This is a genomic window from Streptomyces sp. DSM 116795, assembly GCF_055792905.1.
This window is the reverse complement of the sequence record NZ_CM147707.1, coordinates 1,522,386-1,537,541: the sequence shown is the minus strand read 5'-3', so window position 1 is coordinate 1,537,541 and position 15,156 is coordinate 1,522,386. Positions and strand designations below refer to the sequence as shown.

The 15,156-nt window shown below is 70.2% G+C and carries 11 protein-coding genes; 9 read left to right on the top strand and 2 right to left on the bottom strand.

Annotated features, from left to right (window positions below; translation table 11 throughout):
- Nucleotides 1-34: 34 nt before the first annotated feature.
- Nucleotides 35-2,092: an ATP-dependent DNA helicase gene (locus ACSMXX_RS06545; RefSeq protein ID WP_473183093.1), complete on the top strand. Its 2,058-nt coding sequence runs from the start codon at nt 35-37 to the stop codon at nt 2,090-2,092.
- Between the two features lie 181 nt (nt 2,093-2,273).
- Here ACSMXX_RS06545 and lexA read toward each other — a convergent pair whose 3' ends face one another.
- Nucleotides 2,274-3,086 (bottom strand): transcriptional repressor LexA, encoded by an 813-nt coding sequence (gene lexA / locus ACSMXX_RS06540; RefSeq protein WP_473183092.1) that lies wholly within the window; start codon nt 3,084-3,086, stop codon nt 2,274-2,276.
- Between the two features lie 441 nt (nt 3,087-3,527).
- Here lexA and nrdR point away from each other — a divergent pair, with 441 nt between their 5' ends.
- The 7 genes from nrdR (at nt 3,528) to ACSMXX_RS06505 (ending at nt 11,371) form a co-directional block, all read left to right on the top strand.
- Nucleotides 3,528-4,199, top strand: coding sequence for a transcriptional regulator NrdR (gene nrdR / locus ACSMXX_RS06535; RefSeq protein ID WP_473183091.1), 672 nt, complete (start codon nt 3,528-3,530; stop codon nt 4,197-4,199).
- A 138-nt stretch (nt 4,200-4,337) separates the two neighbouring features.
- Nucleotides 4,338-7,226 carry a vitamin B12-dependent ribonucleotide reductase gene (locus tag ACSMXX_RS06530; RefSeq protein WP_473183090.1) on the top strand — a complete coding sequence of 963 codons (2,889 nt, stop codon included), beginning with the start codon at nt 4,338-4,340 and terminating at the stop codon, nt 7,224-7,226.
- 184 nt (nt 7,227-7,410) lie between these two features.
- Nucleotides 7,411-8,289 (top strand): SDR family oxidoreductase, encoded by an 879-nt coding sequence (locus tag ACSMXX_RS06525; protein ID WP_473183089.1) that lies wholly within the window; start codon nt 7,411-7,413, stop codon nt 8,287-8,289.
- A gap of 88 nt (nt 8,290-8,377) precedes the next feature.
- A complete protein-coding gene (locus tag ACSMXX_RS06520; protein WP_070010587.1) occupies nt 8,378-8,986 on the top strand; it encodes a YdbC family protein in 609 nt (202 codons plus the stop codon).
- A gap of 27 nt (nt 8,987-9,013) precedes the next feature.
- A complete protein-coding gene (locus ACSMXX_RS06515) occupies nt 9,014-9,673 on the top strand; it encodes a histidine phosphatase family protein (RefSeq protein ID WP_473183088.1) in 660 nt (219 codons plus the stop codon).
- Between the two features lie 312 nt (nt 9,674-9,985).
- Nucleotides 9,986-10,681, top strand: coding sequence for a ribonuclease HII (locus tag ACSMXX_RS06510; RefSeq protein WP_473184665.1), 696 nt, complete (start codon nt 9,986-9,988; stop codon nt 10,679-10,681).
- Nucleotides 10,682-10,945: 264 nt separating this feature from the next.
- Complete coding sequence (locus ACSMXX_RS06505; protein WP_473183087.1) at nt 10,946-11,371, top strand: hypothetical protein; 426 nt, start codon at nt 10,946-10,948, stop codon at nt 11,369-11,371.
- 160 nt (nt 11,372-11,531) lie between these two features.
- Here ACSMXX_RS06505 and ACSMXX_RS06500 read toward each other — a convergent pair whose 3' ends face one another.
- Nucleotides 11,532-13,724, bottom strand: coding sequence for a RecQ family ATP-dependent DNA helicase (locus tag ACSMXX_RS06500; RefSeq protein WP_473183086.1), 2,193 nt, complete (start codon nt 13,722-13,724; stop codon nt 11,532-11,534).
- A 139-nt stretch (nt 13,725-13,863) separates the two neighbouring features.
- On the opposite strand from ACSMXX_RS06500, the gene ACSMXX_RS06495 reads away from it, so the two are divergent.
- Complete coding sequence (locus ACSMXX_RS06495) at nt 13,864-15,108, top strand: DUF4192 domain-containing protein (protein WP_473183085.1); 1,245 nt, start codon at nt 13,864-13,866, stop codon at nt 15,106-15,108.
- Nucleotides 15,109-15,156 lie beyond the last annotated feature (48 nt).

Sequence of the window (15,156 nt, the reverse complement as noted above, 5' to 3'; positions counted from 1 at the left end):
CGGTGTCAGAGGCGCCCCGTAGGGTGTCGGATCTATGAGCAAGCCCGCCCTCACCGATCTCCTGCACGCCGCCGTCACCGCCGTCGGCGGTACGGAACGGCCCGGTCAGGTCGCCATGGCCCAAGCCGTCGAGGAGGCGGTCGGAAGCGGCACCCATCTGCTGATCCAGGCGGGCACCGGCACCGGCAAGTCCCTGGGGTATCTCGTCCCCGCGCTGGCGCAGGGCGAGCCCGTCGTCATCGCCACGGCCACGCTCGCCCTGCAGCGGCAGCTGGTGGAGCGCGATCTGCCCCGTACGGTCGAGGCGCTGCATCCGCTGCTGCGCCGGCGGGCCGCCTTCGCCATGCTCAAGGGCCGCTCCAACTACCTCTGCCTGCACCGTCTCCACGAGGGCGTGCCGCAGGAAGAGGAGCTCTTCGACCCTCCCCTGGCCTTCGGCATGGGGGACCCCAAGGCCGCGGCCCCCACCTCCCGGCTCGGCAAGGACCTGCTGCGCCTGCGGGACTGGTCCGACGGCACGGACACCGGCGACAGGGACGATCTGCGTCCGGGGGTCTCCGACCGTGCCTGGTCCCAGGTCTCGGTCTCCTCGCGCGAATGCCTGGGCGCCTCGAAGTGCGCGTACGGGGCGGAGTGCTTCGCGGAGGCCGCCCGCGAGCGGGCCAAGCTCGCGGAGGTCATCGTCACGAACCACGCGCTGCTCGCGATCGACGCCATCGAGGACGCTCCGGTGCTGCCGCCCCACGAGGTCCTGATCGTCGACGAGGGACATGAGCTGGTCTCCCGCGTGACCGGTGTGGCCACCGGCGAACTGACGCCCGGCGGCGTCAACCGCGCGGTCCGCCGGGCGGCGAGGCTCATCGACGAGAAGACGGCCGACCGGCTCCAGACCGCCGCCGAGGGCTTCGAGCGGCTGATGGAGCTGGCCCTGCCCGGCCGGCTCGAAGTTCTCCCGGACGATCTCGCGCATGCCCTGATGGCTCTGCGCGACGCCGCACGCGAGGGCATCACGACCCTCGGCAACACCCGCGACAAGTCCGTGCAGGACGAGGACGCGGTGCGCAAACAGGCCCTGGCCTCGATGGAGAACGTGCACGACGTCGCCGAACGGGTCGTGCAGGCCTCCGAGTTCGACGTGATCTGGTATGAGCGGCACGACCGCTACGGCGCCTCCTTGCGCGTCGCCCCGCTGTCCGTCTCGGGGCTGCTGCGGGAGAAGCTCTTCGCCGACCGCTCGGTCGTGCTCACCTCGGCCACGCTCAAGCTCGGCGGCGACTTCAACGGGGTCGGGGCCTCGCTCGGCCTGGCCCCCGAGCGCGTACTGAGCGACGACTCTCCCGGCGGCGAGGGCGAGCGGCAGCCGCAGGAGACTCCCCGGTGGCGCGGCCTCGACGCGGGCTCCCCGTTCGACTACCGCAAGCAGGGCATCCTCTACGTCGCCGGCCATCTGGCGCCGCCCGGGCGCGAGCCGTCCCGGCGCGACATGCTCGACGAGCTCGCCGATCTGGTGGGTGCGGCAGGCGGCCGTACGCTCGGGCTCTTCTCGTCGATGCGGGCCGCCCAGACCGCGGCTGAGGACCTACGCGGCAGGCTCGACGTGCCCGTGCTGCTGCAGGGCGAGGAGACGCTGGGGGAGCTGATCCGCCGCTTCGCGGAGGACGCCGAGACGTGCCTGTTCGGCACGCTCTCGCTCTGGCAGGGCGTCGATGTGCCGGGCGCGAACTGCCAGTTGGTGGTGATGGACCGGATTCCCTTCCCCCGTCCCGACGACCCGCTGATGAGCGCCAGGCAGAAGGCCGTCGAGGAGCACGGCGGCAACGGCTTCATGGCTGTCGCGGCCACGCATGCGGCGCTGCTGATGGCGCAGGGCTCGGGGCGGCTCGTGCGGGATTCCGGGGACCGCGGCGTGGTCGCGGTGCTCGATCCGAGGCTGGAGCGGGCGCGCTACGGCAGCTTTCTGCGGGCCTCGATGCCGGACTTCTGGTACACGACGGACCGCGCCCAGGTGCGGCGTTCACTCGCCGCGATCGACGCGAAAGCGAAGGCGGAGGCGAAGGCGGTGGCGGAAGCCAAGGCGGAAGCGAAGGGCTAGGGACGGAAACGCCCCACGGACGACTCCACGGAGGCCCCCGCCGGAGCGGGGTCCGGCTCGCCGTCGCGTCGGCAGCACACACAGCCCGGCGGCACACACGGCGGAGCCGCCGGTTCCGGCGCAGTGGAACCGGCGGCTCGTGACTCGCGAGGGGCCCGGGCCACGGGCCTTGAACGGGGCCTCAGACCCTGCGCAGCACCGCGACGACCTTGCCGAGGATCGTCGCGTCGTCACCGGGGATGGGCTGATACGCGGAGTTGTGCGGCAGCAGCCACACGTGACCGTCCTCGCGCTTGAAGCGCTTCACGGTGGCCTCGCCGTCCAGCATCGCCGCGACGATGTCCCCGTTCTCGGCGACGGGCTGCCGCCGTACGGTGACCCAGTCGCCGTCGCAGATCGCCGCCTCGACCATCGAGTCGCCGACGACCTTGAGCACGAACAGCTCGCCGTCACCGACGAGTTGACGCGGCAGGGGGAAGACGTCCTCGACCGACTCCTCCGCGAGGATCGGGCCACCGGCGGCGATCCGGCCGACCAGCGGCACGTAGGACGCCGACGGCTTGCCCGTGGTGTCGGTGGCGACCTGGGCGGCCGGGGTGTCCGAACCGCGCACCTCGTAGGCGCGCGGCCGGTGCGGGTCGCGCCGGAGGAAGCCCTTGCGTTCCAGGGCCATCAACTGGTGCGCGACCGACGAGGTGCTTGAGAGGCCGACGGCCTGGCCGATCTCCCGCATGGACGGTGGGTATCCGCGGCGCTGCACCGAGTCACGGATCACTTCGATCACGCGGCGCTGGCGGTCCGTGAGCCCCGAGCTGTCGGCCCGGATTCCCGGAGGTCGCCCCGGCAGCGAGCGCTTTGCCTGTTGAATGTCCTGTGCCTCGGCGTCCAGGGCGCCGTCCGCCTCTTCCACCGGGGTCACCGGCGGGATGTGGTCGAGCGACTGTGCGGAACGGTTCTGGGACGTGATGGTGGCACTGTCTGCTGTGGTGGTCACGGCGGCCCCTCTCGAGCGTTTCTCCCTAGTGGGACAACGGTAGTTGGTTTCGAAAGGTTGCGCCAAACACACGTTCGAGTGAAATATTGCTGGTTCTCTGCCGGGACCGGCGTCCGCGGTGTAGATGCCCGCTGCTGCCGAGTGTCCGTACCCCCTCACGGAGTGTGGCAGGCGTGACCCGTCCGCAGGGGGCGCATCCGCTCTCGCGTACTCTCGTCCACTGTCGCCAACATGCGACACGCTTCCCTCCAACTCGCGTGCCGACACCAGATCTAGTGGTTAGATTGGCGCACGCCACCCACAAGTTGTGGTCCCGCTGCTCCCAGTTGGGAGATTGTGGACTATGCTGGTGGCAACTTCGCGGACTCCTGCCGGGTCCGTGCGAGGGCGTAACAGTCATGCACGAAGCGGGCTTTCGCAGGCTCAAGGAGGGTGGGGGAAATGCACTGTCCCTTCTGCCGGCACCCCGACAGCCGTGTCGTCGACAGCCGCACCACCGACGACGGCACCGCGATCAGGCGGCGCCGCCAGTGCCCCGACTGCTCCCGTCGCTTTACCACCGTGGAGAGCGCGTCCTTGATGGTGATCAAGCGCAGCGGTGTCACGGAGCCGTTCAGCCGGGACAAGGTGATCGCGGGCGTACGCAAGGCATGTCAGGGGCGCCCGGTCACCGAGGACGCCCTCGCTCAGCTCGGCCAGCGGGTCGAGGAGACGGCGCGGGCGACGGGCAGCGCCGAGCTGTCCACCCATGACGTCGGCCTCGCGATACTCGGTCCCCTCCAGGACCTCGATCTTGTGGCCTATCTGCGGTTCGCCTCCGTCTACCGCGCATTCGATTCCCTTGAGGACTTCGAGGACGCGGTGACGGAGCTGCGGGAGGCCCGCGAGAGCGACCCGGGCGCCTGCGAAGGTGCAGGTGACGAGGGTGACGGGGGCCACGCGCCCCGGGGGAGTCAGGGAGACCAGGCCGACCAGGCAGACCTGGGCGCCCGCGACCGCGAGGCCCGCGAGGCCAGGGGGGCCCGCGAATCCCGCGGCGGGGGCACGGAGAGCAGGGCGGACGACCCTGGCGTGGGCCCGGAGGCGCCACTTCCGGCGCGCTCCGCCGACTGACCGGCGGAGCATCGAGAAGACCTTCGGCTCCGGCGGGGGTGCGCACCGTCGCGCAGGCCGCCGAGAGTCATGAACAAGCAAGGTGTCCCGGGAAGATCCGGGGCGCATCGGGGCGTTATGCCCGTTAAGGGAGGCGGAATGACAGAGACGACGAGCGGCCCGGTACGCGGCTCCCGCGCGAAGGGCGGCAAGGTGACGAAGGGGCTGCGGGCCGAGCGCATCCACACCACCCCCGGCGTCCATCCCTACGACGAGGTGCAGTGGGAGCGCCGGGACGTTGTCATGACCAACTGGCGTGACGGCTCGGTCAACTTCGAGCAGCGCGGCGTCGAATTCCCCGCCTTCTGGTCGGTGAACGCGACCAACATCGTGACCAGCAAGTACTTCCGCGGCGCGGTGGGCACCCCGCAGCGCGAGAACAGCCTGAAGCAGCTGATCGACCGTGTCGTGAAGACGTACCGCGCGGCAGGCGAGAAGCACGGTTACTTCGCGTCTCCGGCGGACGCCGAGATCTTCGAGCACGAGCTCGCCTACGCGGTTCTGCACCAGATCTTCAGCTTCAACTCCCCTGTGTGGTTCAACGTGGGCACCACACAGCCGCAGCAGGTCTCGGCCTGCTTCATCCTCTCCGTGGACGACTCCATGGAGTCGATCCTCGACTGGTACAAGGAAGAGGGGATGATCTTCAAGGGCGGTTCCGGCGCAGGCCTGAATCTCTCCCGGATCCGCTCCTCCAAGGAGCTGCTCTCCTCCGGAGGCAACGCCTCCGGGCCCGTCTCCTTCATGCGCGGTGCGGACGCCTCCGCGGGCACGATCAAGTCCGGCGGAGCGACGCGCCGCGCCGCCAAGATGGTCGTACTCGACGTCGACCACCCGGACGTCGAGGCCTTCATCGAGACGAAGGTGAAGGAGGAGGAGAAGATCCGCGCGCTGCGCGACGCGGGCTTCGACATGGACTTGGGTGGCGACGACATCACCTCCGTCCAGTACCAGAACGCCAACAACTCGGTGCGTGTGACGGACGAGTTCATGAAGGCGGTCGAGTCCGGTTCGAAGTTCGGGCTCCGCGGCCGCATGACGGGTGAGGCCGTCGGCGAGGTCGACGCCAAGGAGCTCTTCCGCAAGATGGCCGAGGCGGCGCACGTCTGCGCGGACCCGGGCATCCAGTACGACGACACCATCAACCACTGGCACACCTCGCCGGAGTCGGGCCGTATCACCGCCTCCAACCCGTGCAGCGAGTACATGCACCTGGACAACTCGTCGTGCAACCTCGCCTCCCTGAACCTGATGAAGTTCCTGCGCGACGACGACGAGGGCCACCAGTCCTTCGACGCCGGGCGCTTCGCGAAGGTCGTCGAGCTCGTCATCACGGCGATGGACATCTCCATCTCCTTCGCCGACTTCCCGACCGAGAAGATCGGTGAGACGACGCGGGCCTTCCGCCAGCTGGGCATCGGCTACGCCAACCTGGGCGCCCTGCTGATGGCGACGGGCCACGCGTACGACTCGGACGGCGGCCGCGCGCTCGCCGGGAGCATCACGTCGCTGATGACGGGCACCTCGTACCGGCGCTCGGCCGAACTGGCGGCCGTCGTCGGCCCGTACGAGGGCTACGCGCGCAACTCCGACGCCCACAACCGCGTCATGCGGCAGCACTCCGACGCCAACGACTCGGCACAGCGCGCCGACGACCTGGACAGCCCGGTGTGGGCCGCCGCCACGGAGGCGTGGCAGGACGTGCTGCGCCTCGGCAAGAAGCACGGCTTCCGCAACGCGCAGGCCTCCGTGCTGGCCCCGACCGGCACCATCGGCCTGATGATGGACTGCGACACCACCGGCGTCGAACCCGACCTGGCCCTGGTGAAGTTCAAGAAGCTCGTCGGCGGCGGCTCGATGCAGATCGTGAACAACACCGTGCCCAAGGCGCTGAAGCGGCTGGGCTACCAGGCGGAGCAGATCGAGGCGATCGTCGAGCACATCGCCGAGCACGGCAACATCTCCGACGCCCCGGGCCTGCGTCTGGAGCACTACGACGTCTTCGACTGCGCCATGGGCGAGCGTTCCATCTCCCCGATGGGGCACGTACGGATGATGGCCGCGGCGCAGCCGTTCCTCTCGGGGGCGATCTCCAAGACGGTGAACATGCCTGCGTCCTCCACCGTCGAGGACGTCGAGGAGATCTACCTCCAGGGCTGGAAGCTCGGCACGAAGGCGCTCGCCGTCTACGTGGAGAACTCCAAGGTCGGCCAGCCGCTCTCCGCCAAGCGCAAGGAGGAGAAGGCCGAACCGGAGCCGGAGAAGGTCGTGGAGTACCGGCCGGTGCGGCAGCGCCTGCCCAAGGGCCGTCCCGGCATCACCACGTCGTTCACGGTGGGCGGCGCCGAGGGCTACATGACGGCGAACTCCTACCCCGACGACGGGCTGGGTGAGGTCTTCCTGAAGATGTCCAAGCAGGGTTCGACCCTCGCGGGCATGATGGACGCCTTCTCCATCGCGGTCTCGGTCGGCCTGCAGTACGGGGTGCCGCTGGAGACGTACGTATCGAAGTTCACGAACATGCGCTTCGAGCCGGCGGGCATGACGGACGACCCGGATGTGCGGATGGCGCAGTCGATCGTCGACTACATCTTCCGGCGTCTCGCCCTGGACTTCCTGCCCTTCGAGACGCGGTCCGCGCTGGGCATCCACTCGGCGAGCGAGCGTCAGCGTCATCTGGAGACGGGTTCGTACGAGCCGTCCGAGGACGAACTCGACGTGGAGGGGCTCGCGCAGTCCGCTCCCAAGGCCGAGACCGTCAAGGAGGCCAAGGAGAAGGCGAAGGAAGAGGCCAAGGCGGAGGGAGTCAGCGAAGCCCAGGCCCCGGCTCCGGCGCCGGGCGGCGCGCACAACTCCACGGAGCTGATGGAGATGCAGCTCGGAATGAACGCCGATGCGCCGCTGTGCTTCTCCTGCGGGACGAAGATGCGCCGGGCGGGAAGCTGCTACCTCTGCGAGGGCTGCGGCTCGACCAGCGGATGCAGCTGAACGGCCGGCCGCTGATGTGTGACGCCTGACGAGGGCGGCACCAGGGCGACGAGGCGGGGACCGGCGGATGCGCCGGTCCCCGCCTCCGCTGTTGCCGGGTCGGTGGAGTGCGGCGTGGGTTGGCGGCGCGGGTGGCGGTGGCGGCGCCGCATGCGGAGCGGGGACTCGTGGAGTGGAGAACGGCATGAGCACAGGAGAGGCAGGCCCGGTCGGCCCGGTCCTGGTCACCGGAGGCACGGGCACCCTCGGCCGCCAGGTCGTACGGAAGCTGCTGGCGCGCGGGCAGGCGGTCAGGGTGCTCAGCCGCCGTACGCACCCGGAGCGCGAGGCTCCGGCTCGGGCCGGCGCGACTGCGGGCACGGGCGAGGGGCCCGCCGTGCCCGGATGGGCAACAGGGGATCTCACCTCGGGTGCCGGCCTCGATGCCGCGGTGGCGGGAGTCGCGAGCGTCATCCACTGCGCCACGAGCGGGACCCGCAAGGATGTCGTGGGGACGAACCGGCTGACCGAGGCGCTGAGACGGTCGGGCGGCAGCCCTCACCTGGTCTACATCTCCATCGTGGGAGTCGACCTGGTGCCGTTCTTCTACTACCGGGCCAAGCTGGAGGCGGAGCGCGTCGTCCAGGACAGCGGACTGCCGTGGACGGTCCTGCGCGCCACCCAGTTCCACGATCTGGTCGCGCGTCTCACCACGGCGCAGCGGTGGTTGCCCTTCACGCTCTTCCCCGCCGGCCTGTCCTTCCAGCCGGTCGAGGTGGAGGAGGTCGCGGAACGCCTGGTGGAGCTTGCCCTCGGACCGCCCGCGGGGCGGGTGCCGGACATGGGCGGACCCCAGGTGCGCACGTCCCGTGAGCTGGCCCGGCTGACTCTCGATGCGTACGGGCGTCGCCGTCCGTTGCTGCCGGTCCCGCTCGCGGGCAGGGCGGCGCGGGGCTACAAGGCCGGGCACCACATGACGGCGGCACACGACATGACGAAGGCCGCACACGCTGGGGGACTCACTACCTACGCCGAGTATCTGGCTGCCACGGCGAGCCCGGTGCGGGACGGCCGCGGGAGGTGATCCGCGGCGCCGGTTGGGCCCCCGGCGCGAGGGGCGCGCGGGACCGTGTGCGTACGACTGGTCACCCGGTTGGCCGTACGATGGCGCGGTGCTGGTCAAGTGGATGCGCTGCACCGTCGTGGACCGTCGGGGGTTCGAGCGGGGACAGCGGAAGTGGGCTGGGCTGCTCGGTGAGCCGGGTTTCCGGGGTCAGGGCGGCGGATGGAGCCGCGCCAGGGAGGGTGTGGCGCATCTGTTCGGCTTCTGGGAGAGCCGTGCCTTCTACGACTCGTTCATGGCGCGGTCCCATGACCGGCTGCACGCGGCCCAGGTCGGCACGTACAGAGACATGCGGGTGCGCCTCTTCGAATACCGCTTCGATGTGAAGACCGGCTTCCGGCCCGTCTTCGCGGACGCCGATCTGCTGCGGGTCGCCCACTGCAGAGTGCGCGGCGACCGCATCGAGCACTACACGCTGATGCAGGAGAAGGTCTGGAACCCGGCGATGGCGGGGTCGCCCGGCATGCTGCGCGGAGTGTTCACACAGGCGCAGACCGAAGACGAGTTCATGGTGCTGTCCATGTGGGACTCGACGGCGGAACACGGCAAGTACCGCACCGAGCGGGTGGAGCGACTCGCGCTCCGTGCCCAGCTGGGAGCCGATGTGACCGGAATCGCCGGGGACGTGATCGACCTCGAACCTTCCTGGACCGTCTGATTTCGCCGCGGGCCATAGAGTGGCCATATGGCACGACCGAGGCGCATCGTCCTGGTCCGGCACGGAGAGTCGGAGGGAAACCAGGACGACTCCATCTATGAGCGTGTGCCCGATCATGCCCTCGCGCTGACCGAGAAGGGGATGCGGCAGGCCCAGGCCACGGGGGAGCGGCTGCGTGAGCTCTTCGGCGAAGAACATGTCTCCGCCTATGTCTCCCCCTACCGGCGCACGCACCAGACGCTCGCCGCCTTCGGGCTCGATCCGGCTCTGCTGCGCGTACGGGAGGAGCCGCGGCTGCGGGAGCAGGACTGGGGCAACTGGCAGGACCGCGAGGACGTACGGAAACAGAAGGAGTACCGGGACGCCTACGGGCACTTCTTCTACCGCTTCGCGCAGGGGGAGTCCGGGGCGGACGTCTATGACAGGGCGGGTGCGTTCCTGGAGAGCCTCTGGCGCAGCTTCGAGCTGCCCGACCACCCGCCGAACGTGCTGATCGTCACGCACGGGCTGACCATGCGCCTCTTCTGCATGCGCTGGCTGCACTGGACGGTGGCCGAGTTCGAGTCGCTGTCGAATCCCGGGAACGCGGAGACCCGTACGCTGGAATTGGGGAAGGACGGGCGCTACCACCTCGACCGCCCCTTCGAGCAATGGTGCATCCCGCGCTCGTACGGAACCTGCATGTGACGGTCCACCGGCTGCGGACTGCGGACCGGGCACATGGACCACGACAACCGGACGACGCACTGTGAACGCTTGACCATGAACCCCGAACCCCAAGATCCCGCAACCGGCGACGCGTCGGGCGAGCCGGGCGGCAAGCCGTATGCGCCGCACGGCCGTTGGGGCATCCCGCAGGACGACAAGTGGGCGGACACGTGGGAGGGAACGGGCGAGGGGGCGGACGATTCCGGTTCCTCGGCTCCCTCCGGCCCCGTCTGCCCCACCGGTGGCCCCAGCGGGCACACGGAGGAAGGCCGGCGCTACGCTGAACCGGCCATGCCGATCACTCCTCCAACACACCGCGTCGAACGGTCGATTCGTGCCAAGACGGGCGCCAAGATCGTGGCGGGAATCGACGAGGTCGGCCGGGGAGCCTGGGCGGGGCCGGTGACCGTGTGCGCCGCCGTCACCGGGCTGCGCCGTCCGCCGGAGGGCCTCACCGACTCCAAGCTGCTGACAGTGAAGCGGCGAACGGAACTGGCCGATGTGCTCGATGACTGGGTCTCGGCGCACGCCCTCGGCCACTCCTCGTCCGACGAGATCGACGAGCTGGGGATGACGGCCGCACTCCGGCTGGCCGCCCTGCGTGCACTCGAAGCCCTGCCCGTCTGTCCGGACGCGGTGATCCTCGACGGCAAGCACGACTACCTGGGGGTTCCCTGGCAGGTGCGCACCGTGATCAAGGGCGACCAGTCCTGCGTCTCCGTGGCTGCCGCCTCCGTGCTGGCGAAGGTGCGCAGGGACGCCCTCATGGCCGAACTCGGCACTGCCCACGCCGACTTCGCCTTCGGGGACAACGCCGGGTACCCCTCGCCCGTGCACAAGACCGCGCTCCAGGCGCTCGGGCCCACCCCCCACCACCGGCTGTCGTGGGCGTTCATGGACGCGCTGCCCCGGTGGCAGCACCTCAAGCGCACCCGTGCCGTCCCGGACGAAGAGACCCCGGCCGCCGAGCAGATGGGCTTCTTCTGACCAGCCCGCCGTCGAACGCGAAACCGCTGGCCGAACCCGCTTACGTGCCTCGTGCCGGCGTTTGATAGACATCACCTCATGCCTCTCACCCCTGAGGAGCCACAGATTCACGAGAGTGTCCCGGGCAGCCGCAACTCCGCGGCAGCGACCCGGACCCCGCAGGCTTCCCGCCCCGCAGCACCCATCCCCGGACCCCGGGCTCCGTCGCGTCCCAAGCCGCCGCGCGCGGACAGCAAGGGGCCGACGCCGGGCCGGCCCGGCACCGTGCGCACAGCAGGTTCGCAGCGGACCGCCGCCGCGCCCGCCCGAACCGCTGCGCAGATCGAACTGGTCACCGCCGCCGATGCGACGGCAGTCGACGTCGCGGACGAGACGGTGGACAAGCTTCTGGACGAGGGCACTCCTCCGGGTGACGTCCTCGTGGTCACCACGGGCGAACAGCATCCGTGGGCGCAGCATGAACTCTCCTTCGGTGAGGACGCCTACTGGCGTCAGCTTGCCGACGGTGAGGACGTCTTCTGCGTACACACCACGGCGTTGTCAAGCGTCGGGCGCCGGGCGGTGGTCGTCCTCGCCGTCAACGGAGGCACGGACTCCGAGGCCGCCGACGCACTGCCCGCAGCGCTCACGAAGGCGGGACGCAGCCTGATCGTCTGCGGTGACCCGCAGCGTCTGCGTCAACTGCTCTGAGTCGCGGGACTTCGTCCACCTCCGGGCCCGGCCGTCGCTTCAGGGGCGCCGAGGGCGCCGAGTCCTGGCGTCTGTCTCCTGCGTCTGTGTGCTCGCCTCCAGGTGGGTGCGCACCTTCGCTCACCGGCGGCGTGCCCGGAGGCGTAGGGCCGCCCGGGCATCACCCCTGGGCGGCGAGGACCAGTGGCAGCACCCGCTCCGCGCCCGCCCGCAGCAGCAGCCGCGCCGCAACCGCGAGCGTCCAGCCGGTGTCCGTGAAGTCGTCCACCAGCAGCACCGGACCGGCCGCGTCCGCGACCGCGGCAGAGAGCGGCTCCGGCAGGATCAGCGACCCGTGCAGTGCGCGGAGCCGCTGTGCCCCGTTGCTGCGCATGGGTGCGACGGCCGGAACACCTTCCGCGTACGCCACCGTGCCGAGGAGCGGCATGCGCCCGATCTGCGTTATGCGCTCGCCGAGTGACTGCACCAGTCGGGGCCGAGACCGCGATGCCATGGTGACCACGCCTACAGGCCGGGCCGGGGCGTCCGGCGCTCCCGTGCCCCAACCGCCGGGAGCCTTGGCCCAGTCGGCGAGCACGTCCACCACCGCCTGGACGACGTCATCGGGCACCGGGCCGTCCTCCGACTGCGGTGCGAGGAGCGGGCGGAGCCGGTTGCCCCAGCCGATGTCCGAGAGCCTGCCCAACGCCCGGCCGGTCGCGGGCTGTTCACCGGAAGGGATCTTCCCCTTCAGGTCCACTCCGATCGCCGGCAGACCTGTCGGCCACATCTTGCGCGGCTCCACTTCGACTCCCGGCCGGGCGAGTTCACCGCGGGCAGCCTCCAGGGTGACGGCGGAGATATCGGCCGTGAACCGTGGGCCCGTGCAGTTGTCGCAGCGTCCGCACGGAGCCGCCTCCTCGTCGTCGAGCTGGCGGCGCAGGAACTCCATCCGGCAGCCCCTGGTCGCCGAATAGTCCCGCATGGCCTGCTGTTCGGCTTCGCGCTGGCGGGCCACCCAGGCGTAGCGCTCCGCGTCGTACTGCCACGACCTGCCGGTGACCGTCCAGCCGCCGCGCACCCTCCGCACCGCGCCGTCCACGTCGAGCACCTTCAGCATGGTCTCCAGCCTCGACCGGCGCAGCTCGACCTGCGGCTCCAGCGCGGGCAGCGACAGCGGCCTGTCCGCCGCTTCCATCACATCGAGAGTCCTGCGCACCTGGTCCTCGGAGGGGAACGCGAGTGAGGCGAAATAGCGCCAGATCGCCTCGTCCTCCCGGCCCGGCAGCAGCAGCACCTCGGCGTGCTCCACGCCGCGGCCGGCGCGGCCCACCTGCTGGTAGTAGGCGATAGGGGAGGAAGGGGAGCCGAGATGGATGACGAAGCCCAGGTCGGGTTTGTCGAAGCCCATGCCCAGGGCGGACGTCGCCACGAGGGCCTTGACCCGGTTGGCCAGCAGGTCCGCCTCCGCGGCTTCCCGTTCCGTGTTCTCCGACTTGCCCGTGTAGGCGGCCACCGTGTGTCCCTGCCCTCGGAGGAACGCCGTCACCTCTTCCGCGGCCGCGACCGTGAGGGTGTAGACGATGCCGGAGCCCGGCAGCTTCTCGAGGTGATCGGACAGCCAGGCCATTCGGTGGGCCGCGTCGGGGAGTTGGAGGACACCGAGGCTGAGGCTCTCCCTTTCCAGCGGTCCGCGCAGCACGAGCGCCTCTCCGGCGGCCCGGTCAGGGCCGGCGCCGTCGTCCGCCTGGCCCGTGCCGAGTTGCTCGGCGACGTCGGCGGTCACCCTGGCGTTGGCCGTGGCCGTCGTGGCCAGCACCGGTACACCGGCGGGCAGTTCGGCCAGCATCGTGCGCAGCCGGCGGTAGTCCGGCCGGAAATCGTGCCCCCAGTCGGAGATGCAGTGGGCTTCGTCCACCACCAGCAGGCCGGTGGCCGCGGTCAGTTCGGGAAGCACCTGGTCCCTGAAGTCGGGATTGTTCAGCCGCTCGGGGCTCACCAGCAGCACATCCACGGTCCCTTCGGCGATCTCCGCCTGGATCGCCTCCCAGTCCTGCGTGTTCGAGGAGTTGATGGTGTGGGCGCGGATACCGGCGCCCGCCGCCGCGGTCACCTGGTTCCGCATCAGGGCGAGCAGGGGCGAGACGATGACGGTGGGCCCCTGCCCGGCCGCCCGCAGCAGCGCGGTCGCGACGAAGTAGACAGCGGACTTGCCCCATCCGGTGCGCTGGACCACGAGAGCTCGCCGCCGGTCCGCGACCAGCGCCTCGATGGCCAGCCACTGGTCGTCGCGCAGCCGTGCCTCGCCCGAGGCGTCGCCGACGAGGCGGGCGAGGACAGCATCGGCCTTGAGGCGCAGTTCCGTGTCGTTCATGGCTCCATGCAACCGGATGCCGGACGCATCCGGCCAATGAGCCTGTGGAAAACCGAGCTTCAGTAAGAAAGCAATATGAATAGGCGTGGCTGTGGATAAGTGATGACGAACAGCGACTCGTTCCCGGCACGGTTGCGTCATGACTCAGCGAGACAACGGCCACCACGGCCACAGCGAGGACGGCACACCGCGCGAGCCTGGGGCCACCGCCCCCGCCGGCGCACCGCCCGGGGCGAAGAGCGAGATCGCGTTGCGCAGCCCGGCCGAGCTGGCCGACGCCCTTCCGTACCTGCTCGGCTTCTATCCGGACGACTCCATCGTGGTCGTCGCCCTGCACGGTCCGCGAGGGCGCTTCGGCGGGCGGATCCGGATCGGTATCCCCACCGCCTGCGAAGAATGGGGCGCCGTCTCCGAGCAGGTCGCCGCCTGTCTGGAGGGCGAAGTGAGAGCGGACGGCCGGCGGCCCGAAGGAGCCATCGTCTTCCTCTGCCAGGATCCCGGCGCCGGGCAGAAGAAGGAGGAGGTGATGCAGCGCCTGCGACCGCTCGCTCAGGCGCTGCGTACGGCCTGCGGGGCACGGGAGATTCCCGTCTACGAGGCTCTTTGCCTGTCGGACGGCTCCTATTGGTCCTACTGCTGTCCCGACTCGGCATGCTGCCCGCCCGAAGGCCGCTCCTTGGGCGCGACCGGAACATCCGCCATGGCAGCCGCTGCTGCCTATGCGGGAATCCAAGTCCGGGGCTCTCTGCGGGAGATGGAACGACGGCTGACCGCGCTCGGGTCCGGTGTGGCCGAGGCGCAGGAACGCGCTCTCGATTCCGCGAGCTCGGCCCTCGTCCCCCGCATGCTGGCCCCGGACGGCTGTGCGGTCGTGAGAGCGGAGACGCTGCGCCTGGCCCGGTCGCTGCTGGACCGGTTCCGTGAGGCAGTTCCGGATCAGGCTGACAGCGTCCTCGCCGACGAGCACGACGACGGGCTCCTCGGCCATGACGACGCGGCAGCGGTGATCCTCGGCCTCCAGGACCGCCGGACACGTGACCGGGCGGCAGAGTGGATGGAAGGCTCCGACTCGGGCCCTGCGCTGCGGCTTTGGCGTGCCTTGTCCCGGCGCTGCGTCGGGCCGTACAGCGAGCACGCGGCGGCTCCTCTGACGCTCGCCGGCTGGGTCGCCTGGTCCGCCGGAGACGGGCCTTCTGCCCGCGTCGCCCTCGACCGTGCCCTTCGCAGCGACCCCGATTACGTATTCGCACAGCTGCTTCACCGCGCCTTCAACGACGGCATGGATCCGGAGCCCTTGCGCCGCTGCATGCGCAAGGAGAGGGCTGTGCGCCAGGCGGAGGACAAGCGCGGCCCTGCCGGCCCCACGGCCTGCAGTGTGCCGTGACCAGCATGCTCGTCAGCCGTTCAACTCTGTGCAGACGCCGCTCATCTC